17 protein-coding genes and 1 other RNA gene are annotated in these 21,503 nt (G+C 55.9%); 11 read left to right on the forward strand and 7 right to left on the reverse strand.

The window, feature by feature from the left end:
• Positions 1 to 15: 15 nt before the first annotated feature.
• From THTE_RS13985 to THTE_RS13995, 4 genes are all read left to right on the forward strand, one after another.
• Entirely contained in the window at positions 16 to 1,938 is a 1,923-nt protein-coding gene (locus tag THTE_RS13985) for a glycoside hydrolase family 140 protein (RefSeq protein WP_237260151.1), read from the forward strand.
• 4 nt (positions 1,939 to 1,942) lie between these two features.
• Positions 1,943 to 2,104, forward strand: a complete 162-nt coding sequence (locus tag THTE_RS18315; protein WP_207651723.1) for an isocitrate/isopropylmalate family dehydrogenase — start codon at positions 1,943 to 1,945, stop codon at positions 2,102 to 2,104.
• A 364-nt stretch (positions 2,105 to 2,468) separates the two neighbouring features.
• On the forward strand, positions 2,469 to 3,383 hold the full coding sequence (locus THTE_RS13990) for a TIM barrel protein (protein WP_095416009.1): 915 nt from the start codon (positions 2,469 to 2,471) through the stop codon (positions 3,381 to 3,383).
• Positions 3,384 to 3,979: 596 nt separating this feature from the next.
• Positions 3,980 to 4,501, forward strand: coding sequence for a toxin-antitoxin system HicB family antitoxin (locus tag THTE_RS13995; protein WP_095416010.1), 522 nt, complete (start codon positions 3,980 to 3,982; stop codon positions 4,499 to 4,501).
• Between the two features lie 43 nt (positions 4,502 to 4,544).
• Here the strand turns inward: THTE_RS13995 and rnpB are convergent.
• Positions 4,545 to 4,943, reverse strand: an RNA gene (rnpB, locus tag THTE_RS14000) — RNase P RNA component class A.
• A 14-nt stretch (positions 4,944 to 4,957) separates the two neighbouring features.
• Entirely contained in the window at positions 4,958 to 6,007 is a 1,050-nt protein-coding gene (mnmL, locus tag THTE_RS14005) for a tRNA modification radical SAM protein MnmL/YtqA (protein ID WP_095416011.1), read from the reverse strand.
• A 104-nt stretch (positions 6,008 to 6,111) separates the two neighbouring features.
• Here mnmL and THTE_RS14010 point away from each other — a divergent pair, with 104 nt between their 5' ends.
• The 6 genes from THTE_RS14010 (at position 6,112) to THTE_RS14035 (ending at position 12,326) form a co-directional block, all read left to right on the forward strand.
• Positions 6,112 to 6,627 carry an FHA domain-containing protein gene (locus tag THTE_RS14010; protein ID WP_095416012.1) on the forward strand — a complete coding sequence of 172 codons (516 nt, stop codon included), beginning with the start codon at positions 6,112 to 6,114 and terminating at the stop codon, positions 6,625 to 6,627.
• A gap of 93 nt (positions 6,628 to 6,720) precedes the next feature.
• On the forward strand, positions 6,721 to 7,884 hold the full coding sequence (rsgA, locus tag THTE_RS14015) for a ribosome small subunit-dependent GTPase A (protein ID WP_095416013.1): 1,164 nt from the start codon (positions 6,721 to 6,723) through the stop codon (positions 7,882 to 7,884).
• A gap of 97 nt (positions 7,885 to 7,981) precedes the next feature.
• Positions 7,982 to 9,376 (forward strand): GTPase HflX, encoded by a 1,395-nt coding sequence (gene hflX / locus THTE_RS14020; protein ID WP_237260152.1) that lies wholly within the window; start codon positions 7,982 to 7,984, stop codon positions 9,374 to 9,376.
• 107 nt (positions 9,377 to 9,483) lie between these two features.
• On the forward strand, positions 9,484 to 10,269 hold the full coding sequence (locus THTE_RS14025) for an SDR family NAD(P)-dependent oxidoreductase (RefSeq protein ID WP_095416014.1): 786 nt from the start codon (positions 9,484 to 9,486) through the stop codon (positions 10,267 to 10,269).
• Positions 10,270 to 10,421: 152 nt separating this feature from the next.
• Positions 10,422 to 11,123 carry a hypothetical protein gene (locus THTE_RS14030; protein ID WP_095416015.1) on the forward strand — a complete coding sequence of 234 codons (702 nt, stop codon included), beginning with the start codon at positions 10,422 to 10,424 and terminating at the stop codon, positions 11,121 to 11,123.
• 165 nt (positions 11,124 to 11,288) lie between these two features.
• Complete coding sequence (locus THTE_RS14035) at positions 11,289 to 12,326, forward strand: tetratricopeptide repeat protein (RefSeq protein ID WP_095416016.1); 1,038 nt, start codon at positions 11,289 to 11,291, stop codon at positions 12,324 to 12,326.
• On the opposite strand, the gene THTE_RS14040 is transcribed toward THTE_RS14035, so the two are convergent.
• The gene (locus THTE_RS14040) at positions 12,320 to 13,099 is read right to left on the reverse strand and encodes an SGNH/GDSL hydrolase family protein (protein WP_095416017.1); all 780 of its coding nucleotides are present in this window, start codon (positions 13,097 to 13,099) and stop codon (positions 12,320 to 12,322) included. The two genes, THTE_RS14035 and THTE_RS14040, sit on opposite strands and share 7 nt — an antisense overlap.
• A gap of 1,105 nt (positions 13,100 to 14,204) precedes the next feature.
• Positions 14,205 to 16,226 carry an ATP-dependent helicase gene (locus THTE_RS14050; protein ID WP_207651724.1) on the reverse strand — a complete coding sequence of 674 codons (2,022 nt, stop codon included), beginning with the start codon at positions 16,224 to 16,226 and terminating at the stop codon, positions 14,205 to 14,207.
• Between the two features lie 168 nt (positions 16,227 to 16,394).
• On the opposite strand from THTE_RS14050, the gene tsaD reads away from it, so the two are divergent.
• Positions 16,395 to 17,441 (forward strand): tRNA (adenosine(37)-N6)-threonylcarbamoyltransferase complex transferase subunit TsaD, encoded by a 1,047-nt coding sequence (gene tsaD / locus THTE_RS14055; RefSeq protein WP_095416020.1) that lies wholly within the window; start codon positions 16,395 to 16,397, stop codon positions 17,439 to 17,441.
• A gap of 110 nt (positions 17,442 to 17,551) precedes the next feature.
• On the opposite strand, the gene THTE_RS14060 is transcribed toward tsaD, so the two are convergent.
• The 3 genes from THTE_RS14060 to THTE_RS14070 all read right to left on the reverse strand — a co-directional run bounded on the left by THTE_RS14060 (position 17,552) and on the right by THTE_RS14070 (position 21,436).
• Positions 17,552 to 17,959, reverse strand: a complete 408-nt coding sequence (locus THTE_RS14060) for a Dabb family protein (protein WP_095416021.1) — start codon at positions 17,957 to 17,959, stop codon at positions 17,552 to 17,554.
• Positions 17,960 to 18,083: 124 nt separating this feature from the next.
• The gene (locus THTE_RS14065; RefSeq protein WP_095416022.1) at positions 18,084 to 19,502 is read right to left on the reverse strand and encodes a sulfatase; all 1,419 of its coding nucleotides are present in this window, start codon (positions 19,500 to 19,502) and stop codon (positions 18,084 to 18,086) included.
• A 68-nt stretch (positions 19,503 to 19,570) separates the two neighbouring features.
• Positions 19,571 to 21,436: a right-handed parallel beta-helix repeat-containing protein gene (locus THTE_RS14070; RefSeq protein ID WP_157732115.1), complete on the reverse strand. Its 1,866-nt coding sequence runs from the start codon at positions 21,434 to 21,436 to the stop codon at positions 19,571 to 19,573.
• Positions 21,437 to 21,503: the final 67 nt, after the last annotated feature.

Below are 21,503 nucleotides of genomic sequence, written 5' to 3' on the forward strand. Positions count from 1 at the left end.
AAAGGAGAGGTGCTCATGATGGGTGGAAGACATTTTGCCCTGGTTTTTGGTCTTGTCACGGCAGTGGTTTTCGCGTGGCATGTCCAAGCCCGTTCCGCCCGTGCCGAAGACCACCGCGATGGTGACGGTAAAGTGACCATTTCTGGAGAATTAAAACGGTGGCACAAGGTCACATTGACTCTGGCTGGTCCTTTTGCGCATGAGCGGGATAACGCTCCGAATCCGTTTACCGACTACAACTTCACTGTGGAGTTCCGGCACGAGTCGGGCGAGCCGGTGTACCGTGTGCCGGGTTATTTCGCTGCTGACGGCCAAGCCGCGGAGACCTCCGCCGAGGCGGGGAATTGCTGGCGTGCCCATCTGGCTCCTGACAAGCCGGGCGTCTGGAGTTATCGCATTTCCTTTTTGAAAGGAAAACATGCGGCGATTGGTGGACAGGGAACACCATTGGCGCCCTATCATGGGATCAGCGGACAATTCACGATCGCAGAGACGGACAAGACAGGACGTGATTTTCGCGCCAAGGGACGACTGGCCTATGTGGGCAAACACCATTTGCAATTTCTGGGCAGTCAGGAGTTTTTCCTGAAGGCCGGTGCGGATGCCCCGGAAACTTTTTTGGCTTACGAAGACTTCGATGGCACCATTGCCATGAAAAAAGGTGTTCCCTTACACACCTGGTCCGCCCATGTCCACGACTGGCGGCCGGGCGATCCTAGTTGGAAGGGTGGAAAAGGCAAAGGGATGATCGGGGCACTCAACTACCTGGCATCGAAAGGCGTCAACGCCTTCTCTTTTATCACTTACAACGCGGGCGGAGACGGGGATAACGTGTGGCCATTCGTGGAACGGAATGACAAACTCCATTACGACTGTTCAAAACTTGACCAGTGGGGAATCGTGTTTGACCACGCGACATCTCTGGGGTTGTATCTGCATTTCAAACTCCAAGAGCAGGAAATGGATGACAATCGTGTGGGCGATAAGGCAGACAAGAAGGTCGTCCCGGAATCTCTGGATGGTGGAGCGCTCGGGCCGGAGCGCAAACTTTATTGCCGCGAATTAATCGCGAGGTTCGCACACAACCTGGCGTTAAACTGGAATATTGGGGAAGAAAACACGCAGTCGCCGGAAGAGCAACGGGCGATGATTCGGTATTTGTGGGAGATGGACCCGTACAAACATCCTATTGTTATTCACACATTTCCAAACTGGCAGGATCGGGTGTATTCCGAGCTTTTGGGCGACAAATCGCTGTTAACGGGTGCTTCGTTGCAAAACGGTTGGCGGGAAGTTCATCAACGTACCCTCCGATGGGTGCAGGCGTCAGCAAAAGCGGGGCGTCCGTGGGTGGTTGCCAATGACGAGCAAGGACCGGCGGATTTGGGTGTTCCGCCCGATCCCGGCTATGAAGGCTTCGACGGCGTAGCCCGTTCGAAACCCGAAGATCCCGGTTATACTCTCCATGACATTCGTAAATACACGTTGTGGGGAAATCTGATGGCGGGTGGTGCCGGCGTCGAATATTACTTTGGGTACAAGCTTCCCCAAAACGATTTGAAGTGTGAAGACTATCGAAGCCGTGACCGTTCCTGGGACTATTGCCGCATTGCCCTTGAATTCTTCTCGAAGTTTCATGTCCCGTTCTGGAAGATGGCCAACGCAGATGAGTTGGTAGGAAACGCGAAAAACGACAATTCACGTTATTGCCTGGCCTTGCCGGGCGAGGTGTACGTCGTCTATTTGCCCACGGGTGGGACGTGTGAGCTGGACCTCTCCGGTACATCGGGAATGTTCTCCGTCCGGTGGTATGATCCCCGTCGCGGAGGCGAGTTGCTCGCGGGCTCCGTAAAGGAGGTTTCAGGCGGTGGCAAAGTGGACCTGGGCCGGCCGCCGGCAGATGAAAACGAAGATTGGGTCATTCTCGTTCGGAGATGAACACATGGTGGAGACGACGTTCACAATTGCCGTTTTGCCCGGGGATGGCATCGGTCCCGAGGTTATTCGCGAGGCGGTCAAGGTCTTGCGGGCGGTCGAATCACATCTGCCAGATGTCAGATTTAGCCTCACCGAGTACCCTTGCGGTGCGGCTGCCTGGGTATGACGAATATCGTGGTGTCAGGCAAGCCGATAGGCGTCGGCCGGTGGCAAAGGCTCGTACAGTGTTCGCAGCGTACGCGTGTGCAAATTGTCGCAAACCAAGATAGCGGGCTTGGTCTGCGGAACAATCGTGGTCCAGTAACGCTTTGACCTCAAGGCCTCAGTCTTGAGTCGTTTACCTGGGGCGAACGCCCACCTTTCGCCATCCCACCAACACAACCATGCGTCAACTGTGTTCATGCAACGAAGGCCAAACTATAATGGGATGCTTGTGTGGTGTTTTGCTCCCCGAAAGGGGACCTCGTAGGTTCGCCAGGAGCAAGTTGTCTAACATGTTCTTCCTGGCCAATTCGGAAAGGAGATGCAGCATGAGTCAGACATTTGTTACTCGCCGGGATTTCGTCAAGACAACAGGAGTGGCTGTGCTGGCTGGTGGGCTCACAGGTTTTCAGTTAAGGACGTCGCTGGCAGAAGGGCAGCGACTGGCTGAAGGTGCCCCGCACGCCGAAAAGTTGGGATGGCGTCTCGGCTGCCAGGCCTACAGCTTTAATCGTTTTACGTTTTACGAAGCCATTGAAAAGACTGCCTCACTGGGGCTCCATTACATCGAAGCCTACCCGGGCCAGACCCTGTCCAAAGAGAAACCAGACGCCAAGACCAATGAGTCACTCTCGCCTGAAGATCGTAAGGAAGTGAAAAAACGGCTTGCCGACGCTGGAGTGAAGCTGGTCAATTACGGCGTGGTGGGACTGCCCGCCAATGAGGGCGCGTGCCGTCGCGTCTTCGATTTCGCCAAAGACATGGGCATCGAAACGATCGTCTCCGAACCGCCCTTCGACGCCTTCGACATTATCGAAAAGCTGTGCGAGGAATACCAAATCAATGTGGCGATCCACAACCATCCGAAACCTTCAACCTACTGGAACCCCGATACCGTTCTCAAAGTTTGCGAGGGACGCAGCAAGCGAATCGGTGCCTGTGCGGACACCGGACACTGGATGCGGTCGGAGATCAATCCCCTGGAAGCCATTAAGAAACTGGAAGGCCGGATTATTTCGTTCCATTTCAAAGACCTCAACCGCTACGGGATGGGTGCCCATGACGTCCCCTGGGGCACCGGCCAGGCGGACGTCCCTGCCTTGCTCAAGGAAATTAAACGCCAGGGGATCAAAGCAGTGTTCTCCATTGAATATGAGTACAATTGGGAAAACTCCTTGCCCGAAATCGCCGAGTGCGTCAAGTTCTTTGACAAAGTTGCGGCAGAGCTTCTGAGCTCTGCCTGAGCTTTGGGGATCGCCCCGGACTGCCATTTACGAGTTTCACTCTCGGAGAGCACACCCGCGTTTTTGCTCCGCTGAGTCGCTATCGGTCCTGATCATACGACAACGCTGAAGGTCTGGCACCCCATGAAAGTGGTTTTGACCGCCCAATTTGGGCGGTTTTTTGTTTTGACCATGAATTGTTTGACAGACGTCGAAGCCCCGTTCACTCCCACCTTGGTTGTGTTGTGCCGCGAGGGTGGACACTCCCTCGTCCCGGTAGTTACGTATCTTATTACTGTGCAAGCACTTATGGCATTGCATGCGTTGCCGGGCATCACTGGCGGGGCAAATTTCTCAGATTTCGCTTGACTTCATCTCTTCCCTTTGCCACAGTTGTTGCCACAGTTATGACGAGCTGTAGCGTCCAGGTGGATGTCAAGTCTTTTTCTGTGGCCTGTTGAGTGCCTTTACAATGGGCAGTAGACCCGCGAAGTTTAACGCGAATACGCTCGCTCGACCCATCTTGAGTCGGTGTTGACGCCCATTCATCGATCGGGATACCGCTTGGCACGCGGTTGATCAAAAGTGGTTGGAAAAATTCGAGGAGGGATTGGCTGATGGACCTGGCTGACAGTCTCCGGAGGAACGAAACGAGGGGAAGCGTGGAAGAACGCTGCCGGCGGATCGAAGAGAAGGCAGATCAACTTTTCGCGGCAGGCGTGGCGTGGACCACTTTCTTCAAAGAACTTCTGGGACCGGAGGGCCTTATTCGGCGACTTTTTCCCACGCCTGACGAGCTGAGCTTCTTCGAACAGACGGCCACCCATCGAAGGGTTCAGGAAATGCTGGCCAGCTTGCGCCGAGTTCAGGAGGGGCGTGCTGCGAAGACGGAGGCCGTCAGTGTTATCACGCTAAGGATTCCCAAAAGCCTTCACGATGCCCTTGCCGAAGAGGCGCATGCTCTGAAAACAAGCATCAACCGACTGTGCATCTCTAAGCTCGCTCAACTGATCGACGCACGTTTGGTTCCACCTTTGCGACAATTTGATCGGGGTGGGGATATCACCGTGCGAGGCGTGAGCACCGATTCAAAAACGCCCGACGAACTTCCCCAACGAGAACAGGAACCAGCAGAGTGAGTTGCCCCGGTTGGGGGCTGATGCGGGGCAAAAAACGAAGGAGCACGAGGGCGGGCCTGTAAGCCGGGTTCTGTACCCTGGTGATTATCCAGGGCGATGGCCATTTATCTAGGAGGCCGATTGCTCGGCCCCTCCAGCGGTCTACCCGGGGGTTGAAGCTGGCGGTCGGGATCACCCGCGGAGGCTTGCGCCTCACTCCCCCCTGCTTGACCTTGCTCCCGGTGGGGTTTGCCTAGCCAGACCGGTCACCCGGCCTGCTGGTGAGCTCTTACCTCACCCTTTCACCCTTACCGCGCGGTGGGGACCGCGAGGCGGTCTAGTTTCTGTGGCACTTTCCCTAGCCTTTCGGCCGGTGGGTGTTACCCACCACCGCGATCCCGGGGAGCCCGGACTTTCCTCCCGCCCGGCGAAACACCGGGCCGGCGGCCATCCAGCCCGCTCCGTGCTCCATAAAGATTATACGCTTCGGCCCGTCTCGCTATCACGTGATGCAGCCGCGACATTTCCCGCCGTCTGTTCCCACAACTTGCCCTGGTATGTATCCCGTTCGTCCAGAAGTTGTTGGATCCGTCGTAGTGTGCCCGATTTATCACGGCACCAGTCGGGCGCGATCAGATACTCGTCCGATGTCTCGGCCGTCAGCCTTTCGATCACGATCGCCGGAGATAACCTCTCCAAGGCAGTCACGACCAGTTCGGCGTATTCGTGCTGCTCAAGCGGGCGATACATTCCTGCGGCGTAAATCTTCGCCAGTGCGGTATCTCGCGCCACATAGAGATTATGAATTTTTACAGCGTGAATCGGCAAATCTGCCAGGGCAGCAATCGTACCGAGCATCATTTCAGGGGTCTCGCCCGGCAAGCCAAACATAATGTGGGCGCAAACCCGAAGATTCCGCGCCGCACAGGCCCACACAGCTTGCCTGAAATCCTCGAACGTATGCCCCCGGTTGATTCGTCGAAGTGTGGCGTCATGAGCTGATTGCAGACCGATCTCCACACTCAGCCAGATTTTCTGACTCAATTCCGCGAGAAAATCTAATACTTCTGGGGGGAGGCAGTCTGGTCGCGTTCCGATGGCCAGGCCCACAACACCGGGAACCGTCACAGCCTCCGAAAACATCGCCTTGAGGACCGGTAATGGTGCGTACGTATTGGTCCCCGGTTGAAAATAGGCGATGAACCTGTCGATGGACCGCCGTTTCTTGAAGTTGTCGATAGCCCGGCGAATTTGCTCCGCCACGCTAGCAGGCTGGTCGTAGCGGCGACTGGGACTGAAACTCGCGATGTTGCAAAACGTGCAGCCAAAGCGGCTGATTGTGCCATCCGCATTCGGACAGTGGAAGCCGCCGTCCACGCTGATTTTCCAGGTTTCTCCCCCAAATGTATGCCGATAATACAAACTAAGATTGAAATAGCGTTTTCCCAGGGCACGCCAATCGACCTCCGGAACAGGCCGGAGGGATTGCCGGATGACAGACATGCCTATTTGTTGACGTTCGCGCATTTCGGGCTTACACTAAAAGGGCGGTTTCTGAAAGCAGAACAGGTTCTAAGGGCATCGTAAGGGCGCAGCAGAAACTTTTCAAGGAACAGAGAACAGGCAACCCTATGTTTGGAGAGCTGATTCCCCTCGGTGGTGGCGACCCTATTCCTTTGTTAAAAAAGCGGCTCATCGTAGGACGCAGAGAGAATTGCGACATTGTTCTTCGATTCTCAAATGTGTCCGCCCAGCACTGCGAACTGTTCGTGGTCTCGGGTTACTGGTACGTTCGCGACCTGAACAGTACGAACGGGATCAAAGTGAACGGTGTCCGGGTGAAAGAGCGCCGCCTCGACCCCGGTTCGATCCTGTCTATCGCCAAGCATCAATACGAAATCCGATACAATCCCATCGAGTTGGGAGCGGTGGGACCTCCCCCTCCCGACACTCTGGAACAGGACATTTTCGCGCGGTCGCTGCTGGAACGAGCCGGATTGGTCAAGCCGAAGCGAACCGAAGAGGAGATGACGCCATCGAAACCCGGCACGGACAAGGAAAAACAGGAAACTCTTTCCGATCATGAGGAACCGCGGTACGATGTTCTTGAAGGCTTGCGACGGCGTCCGGGACCGCAATCGCGATAATTCGTCGCGGGCTGGGAGAGCCGCAGGATTTACGACAGCCGTCCCTGCATGATTTCCTTCTGGAGACGCCCCGAACGGCGCGTCACGGGTTAGATGGGTAAAGAGCACAGGAAGAAGTACCGGGTCGAGTTTCGGAAGAATCGTGCCCCCAGAACCAGGGACAAAGATCTCACCGACCGCGTCCTCAACGAAGAGGAGGTGCTCGACGACGATTTAGTCCGGGAGGAACGGGTCGGTGGGAAAAACGAACTCACCCGGCGTGGGACCGTCATCGGAGAAGACGTTTCCGAAGAAGGTGAGTCCCCCCTTCCCGTGGTGCTTCCCGCTCGCCATCCCGACAGCAGACTCGGTCGGGTTATCGCCGTTCAAGGGCTGATGTGTCTCGTCGAAGATGACCAGGGCAACTCGTACCGCTGCGTGGTGAGACGGCTTCTCAAGCGGCTGGCCACCGACCAGCGTCACGTTGTGGTCACCGGGGACAAAGTCTATTTTTATCCCCTGCCCGAGAATCCCAGCGAAGGCGTTATTGAAACGGTCCTTCCCCGCCGCGGTAGCATCAGTCGGGAATCGAAGGGCAAGCAGCATGTGATTGTCAGCAACGTCGATCAGGTGCTCATCGTAAGCAGTGCGGCCATGCCGCGGATCAAGCCGCACCTCATCGACCGGATGATCGTGGCTGCGGAAAAATCAGGTGTCGAACCTGTGATTTGCATCAATAAGGTTGATCTGGTCGATCGGGCAGACCTCATGCCGCTGGTGGGGCTGTACAGCCAATTGGGCTATCGAGTGCTTTTGGTCAGCGCGTTGAGCGGGTTTGGTCTGTCGGCCTTGATCCGCACACTCAAAGACCGCGTGAGCGTCCTGGCAGGTCAAAGCGGGGTGGGTAAATCCTCGCTCCTCAATGCACTCGATCCCGATCTTAAAATCCCCACGGCACCGGTTAGCGAAGACACTGAAAAAGGTCGGCACACCACCACAACGGCCCGACTGTATCGATTCCGTTTCGGTGGGTACGTGGCCGACACGCCTGGAATCAGGCAGTTTCAACTATGGGATGTCGAGCCGGAGGAAGTGGTCAATTACTTTCGGGATCTTCGGCCGTACGTCAATCGGTGTAAGTTCCCCAATTGCCTGCACATTCAAGAATCGGATTGCGGAGTTAAGGACGCTGTGGCAGACGGCTGGATCGACGAGCGGCGGTACGAAAGCTACTGCCACCTTGTCCTGGATGAAGAAGTTGAGCTGGAAGAGGAATAATAATGAAACTCAAAGTGGGTTATTCGGCACCATTCGCAAAAAAGAGTTGTAGTGTCAACGCAACAAACCCATCCTGTGGAAGGAGGTGTTGAGCGCCGTGAAACGCCGGAACGGCACGACGATTCGGTTGAATCGCGAACCTGAAAAAGCGGTACTGGTTGGGGTCATTCTCCCCACGACAACAATTGAAGATCCTCCCCTTGCCGAACTGGCAGGATTGGCGGACGCGGCGGGTGTCAATGTGGTTGGGCAGGTCACGCAGCGCCGGTTGGCACCCGATGCCGCCACGTTTATTGGCCGTGGAAAACTCGAAGATGTGAAAAAACTTGTCCGCAGCCTTCGCGCCGACCTGGTTATTTTCGACAACGATCTGTCGCCTGCACAAGGCCGCAATATCGAAAGGGAAGTCGGCGCCCGGGTTCTCGATCGGACGCAACTGATTCTCGACATTTTTGCCCGTCGTGCCCAAACATACGAAGCCCAGCTCGCCGTCGAGCTGGCACAGCTTGAGTACACATTACCCCGGCTCAAGCGGATGTGGACTCACCTGGAACGGCAGACCAAGGGTGGCGTGGGGCTCCGCGGACCAGGTGAAAAGCAACTGGAAATGGACCGCCGTCTCATCGCCCATCGGATCCATGAACTCCGCAGCGAACTGGAGGTCATTCACCGAAGGCGGCAGCGCGAGGTGATCGCGCGCAAACAGTTCAAAACCGTGTCTTTAGTGGGGTACACAAACGCGGGTAAAAGCACTCTCATGAACTCACTCACTCATGCTGACGTGTATGTGGAAGACGCATTGTTTGCCACCCTCGATACCCGTACCCGCCGCTGGCAACTTCCGGGATGGGGCCCCGTTTTGCTCAGCGACACAGTCGGCTTCATTCGCGATCTGCCCCACCATCTCATCGCGAGCTTTAAAGCCACGCTCGAAGAAGCGAGACAGGCGGACCTGCTGCTCCATGTCGCCGACGGAAGTAATCCTGCGGTGCTTCAGCAAATCAGCGCTGCTTACCGCGTCCTTGAGGAAATCGGGATTGAAGGCAAAGACACCATCCTGGTCATCAACAAGATCGACCGAATTGCGGATCGCCGCCGCGTGGATGCATTGCTCGATCGCTATCCGCAGGCCCTTCCCATCAGCGCTCAGACGGGAGAAGGTCTCGCGCAGCTAACACAAATGGTGTCTGAGCTTCTGGCCCGCAAGTTCATCGAGGTCGATGTGGAAACGACGGTCGATAACGCCCGCGTGGCAGTTTTTGTAAAAACCCACGGCGAAGTGTTCTCGCAGCGGTACCATCATGAGAATCGCCTCACCATCCGCTGCCGTTTGCCGGAGGAGTATCTTCCTCGAATTGAGCGGCTTGGGGCGTCTGTACGCCGGACGCGGCATAACGGATCGGGCCAGGAGCAAAATCCGGCTCCTGAAATCGAGCAATCCCGGATCGAACTTGAACCGACGGGTGTGATCCCGGGGGAAGATCACACATAAACCGGCCGGTGCGCCGTCAGAATAAATCAGACCTTGTCCCGGGTACCGCTATCCACTACCCTGGCATTGCAGGCGACACCGCTTAGCCTCGCAGGAAACCGAGAACCATGGCCAGACGCGATCTGCAAAACGTGCGGGCTTTCATTACAGGGACGTCGAGTGGTATCGGCCGGGCATTGGTGGAGGCTCTCGTGCCCTACCAGCCGCGGATTGTGGCGGTGGCCCGGCGGGCGGAACGGCTTGCCGAACTTGCGGAAAAAGTGCGCTCCATCGGTGCTGAAGTCTTCCCATTTGCCTGCGATCTGTCTGATCCTCTCGTTCGCCGAGAGGCGGTGAACTTCGCGGCCAGGAAGCTCGGCGCGATTGATTTACTGGTCAATAATGCCGGTACGGGTGCCCTCGGCCGTTTCGAGGATACACCTCCGGAAATCCTCCGCCAGGTTATGGAGCTCAATTTCTTCGCCCCCGTGGAAATCACCTATTATGCCCTACCGCTTCTCAAAAAGGGTCAGCGCCCGATCGTTGTCAATGTGAGCTCCATTCTGGGCCATCGAGGCATTCCCTGGAGGGCCTACTACTGTGCAAGCAAGTTCGCTCTCCACGGTTTCAGCGAATCAATCCGCGCAGAATTGTCGCGACACGGAATTGATGTGCTCGTAGTCAGTCCCGGCCGAACGCGCACGGAACTGTTCGACGGTCCCCTCGAAAAGGGTAAAGAACCGGCCTGGCCGGAACCGGCACCCGTGTCACCTGAGTATGTTGCGCGGCGCATGGTCCGGGCCATCATAAAAGGCAAGGCCGAAATCATCCCTCACCCGTGGGGAAAGGGAATGGTCCTATTAAGTAGATTGGCACCGCGCCTGATGGACTGGATCTTAAAACGGTACGCCTAAGATCGGCATTTCTTCATTCATCCCTCTCATTTAGCGCATAACAGCAATTTTGATTGCATTAACCCGCCTGACTAAACTATTTAGTAGAACCAGATTGGCTGTTTTCGCAGAGTTAAACCGTCTCACTTATCACGTATCGCGGGTACTAGAACATGCTTCGCCACCGTTTGAGAATTATGGGAATCGGATTTCTTGTCTTCGCCGGGCTGGGAATTGCCGCGTGGCTTGCGTTGGGCGAGGCAGATCAGCCGCCTGCCCACCAGCGAAAGTCGGCCAAATCTCCTAGAACTATCTCTTCCCACCAGCCTCAGCAGCTTGCCAGACAAGGTAACCAGGATCAGCGCGAAAAAGCCGACAATCAAGTGCAAACGGAGATTGTGCGTCGGCTCCTCAAGGCGCTGGATGACCTCCCCAACGTCAATCCGGAGGAGAAACGAGAGCTGCGTCGAATACTCCTTGATTCCGACAACCAGCTCGCCCAGGCTCTGAAGTCCCCTCAGTCGCCGCAGGTGAACCGGAAACAACCGGCCGAGCCCCAGAAATCCCCACAAGATGGGAGCAAAATGCCGCCTACGGAAGGCCCACGCTCGCCGCTTATTAAGGCTTTGCTCGACCTGCTGGACAATACTCCAGAAGACAATATTGCGGAGCGAAATTCCCAGGAAAAAGATACTCTCCGGGAGAACCTCTTGCAGGCCGACAAAATTCTCGCCCAACACACAGGCCAATCCGCAGTGAACCGAATAAAAGCGGCGAATCGGAAACCGGTTGTTCCTCGCGTCTTCAATCCGCCGCGCAAAACGCCGGGGCAGCCCCCTCAACAGGACAGTGAAACTGAGAAGACGCCACGCTGACAGAGGGCCGAATCACTGAAAAGACATTGTGTCAAGGCGAAGTACCGCTCTTTTCGATAAAGTTCATACAGTCGGCCGATGAGGGCGAGTTTGTGACGGTCGACTTTGATTTGACCAGTTCGGGCGCACGACAGAAGGCCCCTTCGGAGGAAACGGTTCACGTTTATGACAAGGACCGGCCGGAATATCGGAGCATGGAGGGTCGTCACGGGCCTGGTGATTGCTGGCGCTCTTACGTGGTGCGGGTGTCGCTCCTATCCCTGGTCTCCGGAAAGCATGACAGGCAGCCGCCAGGGACCGAGTTCCGGTCTTGCCAACCAGGCCTCCCGAAACGCAGCGCCTGATCAGGTTTCGTCTCCCAAACAACCAAAAAAGAATCCTCAGCAGGACGCCGAATACGCAGCTCAGCTTGCAAAGGCCCGGACCCTAGAGCGTGCCGGAAAACTCGACGCCGCTCGGGAAATCTACGAACGCCTGATTGTCTGGGCTCCCGATCGGTACGAGGCATACCATCGTCTCGCCGTCGTCTGTGATCGGCAGCAAAGGTTTCTGGAAGCCGAATCACTCTATGCACAGGCTATTCGGCTCAATCCGAAAGACCCGGATCTGTTTAACGACCTGGGCTACTGCTACCTGTTGCAGGGCAAACTCGACAAGGCCGAACGGGCACTGCTCAAAGCGGTGGGGATCTCCCCTGCTAACGAGCGCTACCGCAACAATCTGGGGCTTGTTTACGGCTATCAGGGCCGCTATCAGGAAGCTCTAGACCAGTTCCGCCGGGGCGGGAGCGAGGCTGATGCATGGTACAATCTGGCCTATGTCCAGTGGGTCCGGACTGAGGTAGACGCAGCACGACAATCACTGGAGAAAGCGCTCGCCATCAATCCAGGTCATGAGCTGGCCAGGGAAACCCTTGTGCGACTCTCTACAGGTCAATCGTTCTTCCCAGATGATGCAATCGCCAGTCGTTCCTGGCAACCGTACCAGAACGCACCTGAGACGATTGCCGGTTCAGACGTGCCGACGCCGAGCGACGATGTCAAACAGGCTGCCTTTCAGGCGTCTTCGGGCACACTTCGACTTGGTCTCAGGGATCGCCCGAGCACCCAGACCCAGCTCGACGTCGCGCGCTCATCCTGGGCGCAACGCGTTCGGGAACAATCACACGTTTTATCCCCGCCGGACGGTGAGAGCCTTTATTGAATAGGCGAGGGAGCAAAGAATTTCTCGAGAATTCTACCGAGGATCGCCTCGCCCCTCGCATTCGCATGAACGATATCCCGCTTAAACCAGTGGATATCTTCGCCGCACGTTCGGATGTACTGCCCCCACGGTCCCGTCATGTCCAGAAAACCCGTCTTTTCTTCCTCAGCAAGTCTTTTCAAGCGTGTGCGAAAACTGTCACCGTCTGAAGGAACCTCGAAAGTCCACTCGGGATCCACACGCGGGTCCTTGTGTCCGAAACAGGGCGTCATAAGAAGAATATCAGGGTCGGGCTCCAACTCAGCTCGAACCCAGCGAATGACTTCTCGCACCGATTCGACATCCTCGCGATGGCTGATCCCCCCGATCATGAGCAGATCGGGGTGATACTTGAGAACGTATTCTTGAAGCTGGGCAGGGTCTTTGTAGTACCAGCATCCTGTGCTGCCGCGGACGGACGTGATCTTTTCAATACGAGCGCCTGGATAGTGGCGCTCGACAAGCTTTTCCCATGCAGAACGACTTGTATCGTTGACGATGCTGTCCCCGAGCATGACCACCCGGAGGGTGCCGCCACGTCGCAGAATGTCGATCGTTCGATTCAAGTGCCGCCAACGGTCGGCCGGAGGCGTCCACTGCAATGGAGTCATCTCGCTATAAATGAAATCGATGCGCTCGAGCACCGGATCCTTGGGCTTTCCCGCCTCCTCTGCTACCGTGAGCGTACCCCAGCAGCCGATCAAAGCCAAAAAGAACAATGCTTTTCGGATCATCGTCGCACCTCCAAGATCTCGGGCACAATTGAGCCGCCAAATTCCGTCGACCGCACCGTCAGTGGTGACGTCGGCGTGCTACGCTTCGCCAAGGTTAGCCAGTCTGCCGACTGGACGCTAGTGGGCCGACATGAAACAGCGGATCAGCTCAGAGGTTTCCCGCTCGCGACGTACTGGGCCAGACCCCGAGCCATCTTCATTTTTGCAAAACCTGTGACATGCCGCGAGCGCAAAGTGCTGGCGGGGCAACTCATGAATTGCTCCTACCGGTGGCGTCGCCGGGGTGGGAATGGCCCTTCAGACTCGCGCATGATTCGGATGCAACCGGTATGCTTGCTCGGTGTGCAACCCGGGCCTATGGGAGGGACGCCTTCCACGGCGTCCGTCGAACACGGACGGGCACACTTGCCATGCCCGGTGTCACTTATGTGAGGTCACAAATCCCGGTAGGGGCAAGTCACCACTGGTAGGGGCAATTCATGAATTGCCCCTACCGAAACGCCATCGATTTGCGACGCGCCGTGTTCTGCCCAGGGCGATTCATGAATCGCCCCTACCATTGAACCCTTGTCGTGCCCACAGAATGAAATGGGTCATCAAGGGTCGAAAACACGGACCTGACAAGCAGGTCCCACCATTGTGTGGATTGGAGGCTCGGGTTTACCCCGACCGGTCATCGTCGTGCGATCCAGGCAAGGTTGTGAAGGCTAAAGCCTTCACCAAAAAGCGGCGATGAATCGCCGCACTCCATGGAGTGCGGGGCTTTAGCCCCGCTTTCCACACGGGACTTTAGTCCCCGCTGAAAGGCAATGGATGATCGAACGTTGACAAACGGACCCGACAAGCGGGTCCCTCCGAGAGGCGGACCCGACAAGCAGGTCCCTCCGAATATGGGCGTGACAAGCACATCCCATTGGGCTGAAGCTTGCTCTTGCCGAAGGGGTTGTCCAGGTCCGTGCCGCTTTCCAGCAGCATAAAAGTGGGCATGATTCAAGCCGTTCCCGTTGCCACGCCGATCGATGTCGTTGGCAAATCCACTGAACGCAGTTGCCGCCATGTCCGGCGTCTCGCCGATCTCCCAGTCCTCGAAGCAGTCCATCCGCCATCAAAGGGCCGTGTTTCGTCGCGCCAGCGTGGGCAGGTCAGCGTCGTCAGCTTCCATCGATTGGGCCGTAATCGACGTGAAGCACTGGGTTGCCTCGGGCGTCAAGAATCGCGATTTAAGAGCGATCCCATAATTCTGCCAGGAAAGGGAGGAAGTTGTGTAATAACTCTGGGGGTAGCAGACATACAGATAGCGTTTGGCCCGGGTGACCGCCACATAAAACAAACGGCGTTCCTCTTCGATCGACTCAGGCGAGCCTGTCGCCATATCGGATGGAATGTTTCCGTCCGTGGCATTGATGATGAACACCACGTCCCATTCAAGCCCCTTTGCCGAATGGATGGTACTGAGGACCAAGTAGTCATCGTTCAAATCCGGGTTAGCAGCGAAATCCTGCGTGGAATTCGGGGGATCCAGGGCAATCTGCGCCAGAAAAGTTTGTCGGTCTTTGAATCGGCTTGCGATCTGTTCCAACTGTTCCAAATCCTTGGCTCGCGGGATCGGATTATCGTAAAGCACAGGGAGCAATGGCTCATAGAACACCCGAATTTGATGGAGCTGGGCCGGGAGCGTGGCTTTTCCCTCAGCCAGGTGGAGCATCAATTGGACGAACTGTGGCCAGATGTCGGCTGCGGTGGGGCTTGGAGTGATTTCCTGCCACGGGTCAAAATGCCCGCCGTTTACAGAGCAAGCTGCGAGAAGTTTTCTCGCTTTGGCCGGACCGATCCCCGGCAAAAGACAGAGCACCCGCATCCCGGCCACCAGGTCGCGTGGATTCTCCGCCAGCCGCAGGAAGGCGAGCGCGTCTTTTATATGGGCGGCCTCCAGAAACTTAAGCCCACCGTATTTGTGGTAGGGGATGCCCCGTCGCGTCAGTTCGGCTTCCAGTGGCAAACTGTGGTGCGATGCCCGGAACAGCACGGCCTGATGTCTAAGCAGCGTCCCCTGGTTGTGATGCTCCAGAATACGCCGAATGACGAACTGAGCCTGCTCGTATTCATCGAGGGCGGCGACCAACCAGGGTTTCTCGCCCGTTTTCTTCTCGGACCAGAGATTCTTTGTGAATTTCTCCTTGGCAGGCCGGATGATAGCATTCGCCGCCGTCAGTATTGGCATCGTGCTTCGATAATTCTGCTCCAGGGTGACAATCCGCGCGTTGGGATACTGCTTGGGAAATTCCAGGATGTTCTTGATAGATGCGCCCCGAAACGAGTAAATGGCCTGTGCGTCATCACCCACCACAGTCACGCCGTCGCCTGTCGGGGCCAGCCGATAGAGGATGTTGGCCTGGATGATGTTCGTATCCTGATATTCATCCACAAGAATTGCCCGAAAACGTTTGCGGATTTCGCTGCCGACCGATTCCTTGTTGAGGAGTTCGAGCCACGCGAGGAGGAGATCGTCATAGTCCAGGGTGGCCGACTCCTTCTTTCTGGCTGTGTATTCGCGAAACAGCCGATCAAGTTCATCATGCCACTCTTTGCACCATGGGAAGAACTCGGCGAGAACCTGGCGTAAGGGAAGACACGTATTCACCATGCGGCTGTAGATATCGGCGCAGGTTCCCTTCTTGGGAAAGCGTCGGTCTGTCGTGGCCAGCTTCAAGTCGGTTCGAATGACATTAATAAAATCTTCGGCGTCAGATCGATCCAGGACGGTGAAACCGGGCGGCAGCCCCAGTTCTTCCCCGAACATCCGCAGAAACCGCAGGCCGATGGCATGAAACGTGCCCCCCCAGATTCTCGTGGCAAGATTTCCTGGAAGTTGCGTTCCCGACAGTCTGGAGAGAATAGTTTCGACGCGTCGGACCATCTCTTCGGCGGCCCGTCTTGTGAATGTCAGGAGCATGATTGTGTGAGGGGGGACGTTGTGCGCCACCAGCCATGCGACGCGATGCACGATGGTGGCCGTCTTCCCTGTTCCCGCCCCGGCCACGATAAGCAGTGGATCCGTCCCGTGGGTCACAGCCTCCTGCTGCCGGGGATTGAGGGGCTTCAGGATAAGATCCTCAAGTGAACTCACGGACATGGCTCTCCTCCGTGAACTTTGAAACGCACCTATGCCGACGTTACAGGGAGAAGGAAGACGGATCCTCCACCACAGCATCCGCTCGGGCCGCCCTGAACTCAGTATAATGATTATACAAAAGTTTGACGTTCACGAGAGCATAAACTGGGTAGGATAGATAACATGCCCGTTTTCCTCACAATCGAAACGACCTGCGACGAAACTGCAGCGGCCCTGGTCACGGATCAGTTGGAGGTGCTTGCCTCCGTCGTGGCCTCGCAGGATAAGCTCCACCAACAATACGGGGGCGTAGTTCCCGAAATTGCCTCTCGTGCCCATGTGGAGCGAATTCTCCCAGTGATCCACGAGACCGTGCAGAGGGCGGGAATCAGTCTGGCCGACATTGACGCGGTGGCCGTTGCTTACACCCCCGGCCTGGCAGGCTCCCTGCTTGTTGGGGTTACCGCTGCCAAAACCCTGGCGTTGGCTCTGGGAAAGCCTCTTATTGGAATCAATCACCTTCAGGCCCACATCTATGCATGTCGAATGGCGGCTGGGAGGGACGTGTTTCCCTGTGTAGGACTGGTGATCAGCGGGGGCCATACATGCCTCTACCGTTGCCGGGATCCGCTGGATTTCGAGCTGCTGGGAACGACCATTGACGATGCAGCCGGCGAAGCCTTTGACAAAGTGGCGGTCATGCTGGGGTTACCCTACCCGGGTGGCCCGTCCATCCAGAAGGCGGCAGAAAAAGGAGATCCCCACAAATATGCCTTCCCAAGGGCCCTGCTCGACGATCCTAATACACTCGACTTCAGTTTTAGCGGATTGAAAACCGCCGTCCGATACGCCATTACCGGGCCGGGACGGCATGATCCTTCGCAGGTCAAACTTTCGGACCAGGAGGTGGCAGACCTGGCGGCCTCATTTCAGGAAGCGGTGGTGGATTGCCTAGTGGGCAAAAGTTTTCGCGCCCTGGAAATAACCGGCTTCCACAGATTGTGCGTGGGTGGGGGTGTGGCTGCCAACAAGCGGCTGCGAACGCGATTGGAGGAAGAAGCGGCACGGAGGAATGTGGACCTGGTGATCGCTCCCCTCAAACTCTGTACGGATAACGCTGTGATGGGAGCGATCGCTGTGGAAAAATGGAAGGCCGGTGTCTTCGACGATCTTTATTTGGACGCCGAACCGGGGGTCGTTCGCAGATCATCCGCCCTGATTCACGGGTGAGAGATCCAGTCACCCTTGGGATGGAAAGGCCACTCGCGCGGAACGTCAGCGGCTCACCTCACGCGGCGAGCTACAATGTTCGCCGGGCTCCCACCGAGAGGTCTTAACCTTTACTCGCGGACGATGTAATCAATCACAAGTACCTTGTCGAGATACTGACCCACCATTTTGGCGAACGCCTGATGCTCGGGATGGGGCAAATAGGCGTCGCGATCTTTTTCACTCTTGAAAGTCAAAATGAAGCAATGAGTGAATCCCTGCGAGAGGTTTTCCGTGCTGCAATCCGTACCCCACTCAAACCCGGCGATCTGCGGGATCTTCTTCGGCAGCGTGGCGAAGGCCTTTTCAACTTTCTCAATGTCAGCCTTCGACGTTCCCTCTTTGAATTTAAACAATACGACATGCCGTAGCTGTCCGGCATGGGAATATTTTTCCTCGGAGATCGCGGAAGATTTCCACACTGTCAGAGCGCTCAACAGAATGGCCACAAGAACCAACCCAACAGTGAGCCGTTTCATGGTTTCCTCCTTTTCTTAAGAACCTGTTCAAAAGTGTGCAACGGATCTGGTTCCGAACTTATTAATGGCCTGATCTGTTTCGTTTTATAATTGTGCAACAATTCATTTCATCGTGCGAGTATAGCTATTTATTCCGCTTGGGAAGGAGCTTGCTGAGTTCGACCATAACCTGAGCATACTGCGGATCGTTGGCGAGATTCCGCATCTCTTGGGGATCGGCCTCATGGTCGTACAGTTCCTTCCCCTGATTTCCGTCATCCCATTCCGTGTAGCGCCAACGGGCAGTGCGGACTGTATATCCAAAGACGATTTGCTTTTGCACGGTGCGCGTGACCTGGGTGATCGCGACCTGTTTTCCGGGAAGATCGGGATTGTTGAGAATGGAAACCAGGCTTGTGCCATCGAGGTTGGCCGGTGGTTGGAAGCCACAAAGTTCAGCCAGGGTTGGATAAAGGTCCACCATCTCGACAATCGCCCGGGTAGACTTACCAGCATGCTTCGTGCCGGGGACTGCAATCAACAGGGGCACGCGCGTGGATTCCTCGAACAGGGTGCGCTTCTGCCACAGGCCGTGTTCGTGCATGTGGTACCCGTGATCGCTTGTCATGACAATAATCGTATTATTCCGCAAGTGGAGCCGTTCCACAGCATCTAAAACGCGACCGAGTTGGGCGTCCATGAAGGTGATCGCCGCGTAATAGGCCTGGATTGCCTGCTTCTTCAGATTCTCATCCATCGCCGCTTCTTCTTTTTTCAATGTAACGGCAAGTTTGGGAATAGTGTCGAAGTAACCGGGCGGAATACTGGGCACAATAATCTTATCGAGAGGATAAAGATCGAAATATTTCCTTGGCGCGACATAGGGAGTATGGGGCCGATAAAATCCGACTGCTAAAAAGAATCGCTCATTCTGATGCTTTTCGAGTAGTTTGATGGCCTCCGTGGCACCGATGCCGTCTGTTTGTTCCTCATCCGTGCCGTCGGCAGCAAGCCAGCTCAGTGTGCCGCCGAATTGTCCAGGAATAAGACTGAATATTTTTGCCTCTTCGTCTTTGTCTCGCCCCCGCGGATTGACCACCAGGTCCCAGGATTGAGGATCATCAAGGCCACTTGTACCGATCTGCGTCGGTACGCCGTAATGGAAAATCTTGCCGACCCGGGCGGTGAAATACCCCTTTCTGCGGAAAAACTCCGGAAGGGTCACGCATTCCGGAATATTCTCGCGAAAATGAACGCTGTTGTCATAAACACGCGTGCGATCAGGTCGCATGCCTGTTAAGAACGATGCTCGGCTGGGATTGCAAAGCGGGAACTGACAGTAAGCACGCTCGAATCGCAAACCCCAGCGAGCCACTCGATCCACGTTGGGTGATTTGACAAGCTGATGACCGTACGTCGCCAGGTTCGTATTGAGGTCATCGGAGATAATAAACAGAACGTTATATCGCCCGGACTGAGCAGCCTCGCCTGCCTGCATGAGGGCGTACGGGCCACACAGTGCCAGAATCAGGCTTAACATGCAAGTGAAACCTGAGTAACGCATCGCCTCCTCCTTTTTAATCGTGTAAGTGATACCGTTACGGTGGCACTCTTTCCAATCGCCGACTTTAATCATTGGGAGCGGGGGTCAGTGGCCACTGTTTTTCGAGGACCAGCCGAGCTTTTGACCTCGTCAGGTGGTTCCCAGTGTTGAGCTTCTATCACATGCTCATCCTCAAATCGCAGTGTTTTCGGGTCTGTCCGGTTGTAACGATATGGCGGTACCCCGGGTTGGCAGACGAGTGTATTCCGGCGCAAGGTGACCTCGAGAGCTTTATGGAATCGAATCGGGCTGCGCCCAACATTGTAAATGGTTTGTCCCTCGACAAGAATGTCACTGCTTCCTTCATCCATAAAGATGCCGTTACTCTCCGCACCGTCTTCGTTGGGGGGAATATCATGGATTAAATTACTGACAAGCCGGGTTCCCGGCTGCCGTCCGAGAGTATAAATCCCTCCACCGTCGTGAAGAATGAGCATGCAGTGATGAATATGATTCGCGCGAATAATGTGATCGCGGCAGCCGGTCGGCTGATCATTCCAGCTCCAACCCACCGATATTCCCGTGTAAGGTAGCTCAGCCACCTCGTTATGCTCGATAACATTTCCGGCAGAAATGCCGATCCAGATGCCAACGGCCTCAAGGAATTGCACGCCACATTCGCGCACGACGGAATCTTCAACATGGATGCCGTAGGTGCATCCGGTGTTAAAGGGTGAAGTCCATTTGGGTGAGGCATCCTTGAGCGGGCGAGTGATTGTTTCCCCAATATTGAGACCATTGCCCGATATATCCTGAAAAACGCACCGGCGAACAATCCCGTGGCAGCACTCACGGCGAAACCACAGACCGGAACCGCCCAGATGGCGAAACGAACAATCAGCGAATTCGCAACTGTCAGCCAGGTCCAGAGTAACGGCCGCCGGCATCATTTCTCGAGCCGCTGACTGAGGATCCCTGCGTGGCTCATAGATGGTTGCCTGACCGGCCGCGTAGCCAGCATCCGGCAGATCGAAACGGCAGTGTTCGAAGGCGATTCCCTCCCAGTGAACATTCTGTACCAGTGTGCCGCTCGAAACGTCACCCGTAATGTGTACAAGCGTTTCCAAAACTGGTACAACTGTCTCGATGGTCTCCAGAGTCTCACCAGGCCGGGGGAGATACATGATCACGCCTTTTTCCGTGTCAAGCCGCCACTCACCCGCTTGATCGAGCATACGCTCGCCGTTTTCGAGGAAATAACGGGCGTGCGGCCAGTGACCAATCTCGTAATGAGGTGCCGAGCAGCCGACCCTCTGGGCAAAAACAACCTGTAAAGTTTGAGGATCAAACGACAGAATCCTGACGCGGGAAGTGGACCAGTCATGGAGATAGACGAATTCACTGCCCGCGATATTGCCATCAAACGCCCATGCATCTTCGGGACGAATGAACAAACTCGTCCTTTTGTCGGGGCCTGGCCGATCGATCCGGAAAAAACCGCGGTTCGGAGTTCGCGCACGAACCGCCCTGCGCCCATTGACAAAGAGCTCCCTCGCCAAGAGAGGTTGGTTGTTGACGGAGGGAATGGCCACTTCCCAGTGCTGAGCCACTTGTTTCCAGCCAGTGAGAAGCCGACCTCCGCTCAAGATCACTTTACCGGGATTTGCTGCGATAAAGCGGAGATGGCCAGGTCCGGGATTTTCAGCGGATGTGATAAAAAGGGGACGGTCTAAACGATAGACGCCGTCATGGAGCACTATTTGGATATCAATGTTCGGGCCTCGCTCTCTCCGAATGGTTTGCACAAGTTCAATCGCCCGCTGCAGTGATGCGATGGGTTGCTCAACAGTCCCCAGTGATGAATCGCGCCCACGGGGCGAGACGTGAATTTCAACCACGCTATTGGAGGCCTGGACGATGCCAACGACCAGAGCCTGCAGAATTGCGAGTGACATACACGCCCAGGAATAAAACCTTGGTGATCGAAGAATAATGCCAGTATATTTCCTTGCCGGGATCATT

This window comes from Thermogutta terrifontis, assembly GCF_002277955.1.
Classification (GTDB): Bacteria; Planctomycetota; Planctomycetia; order Pirellulales; family Thermoguttaceae; genus Thermogutta; species Thermogutta terrifontis.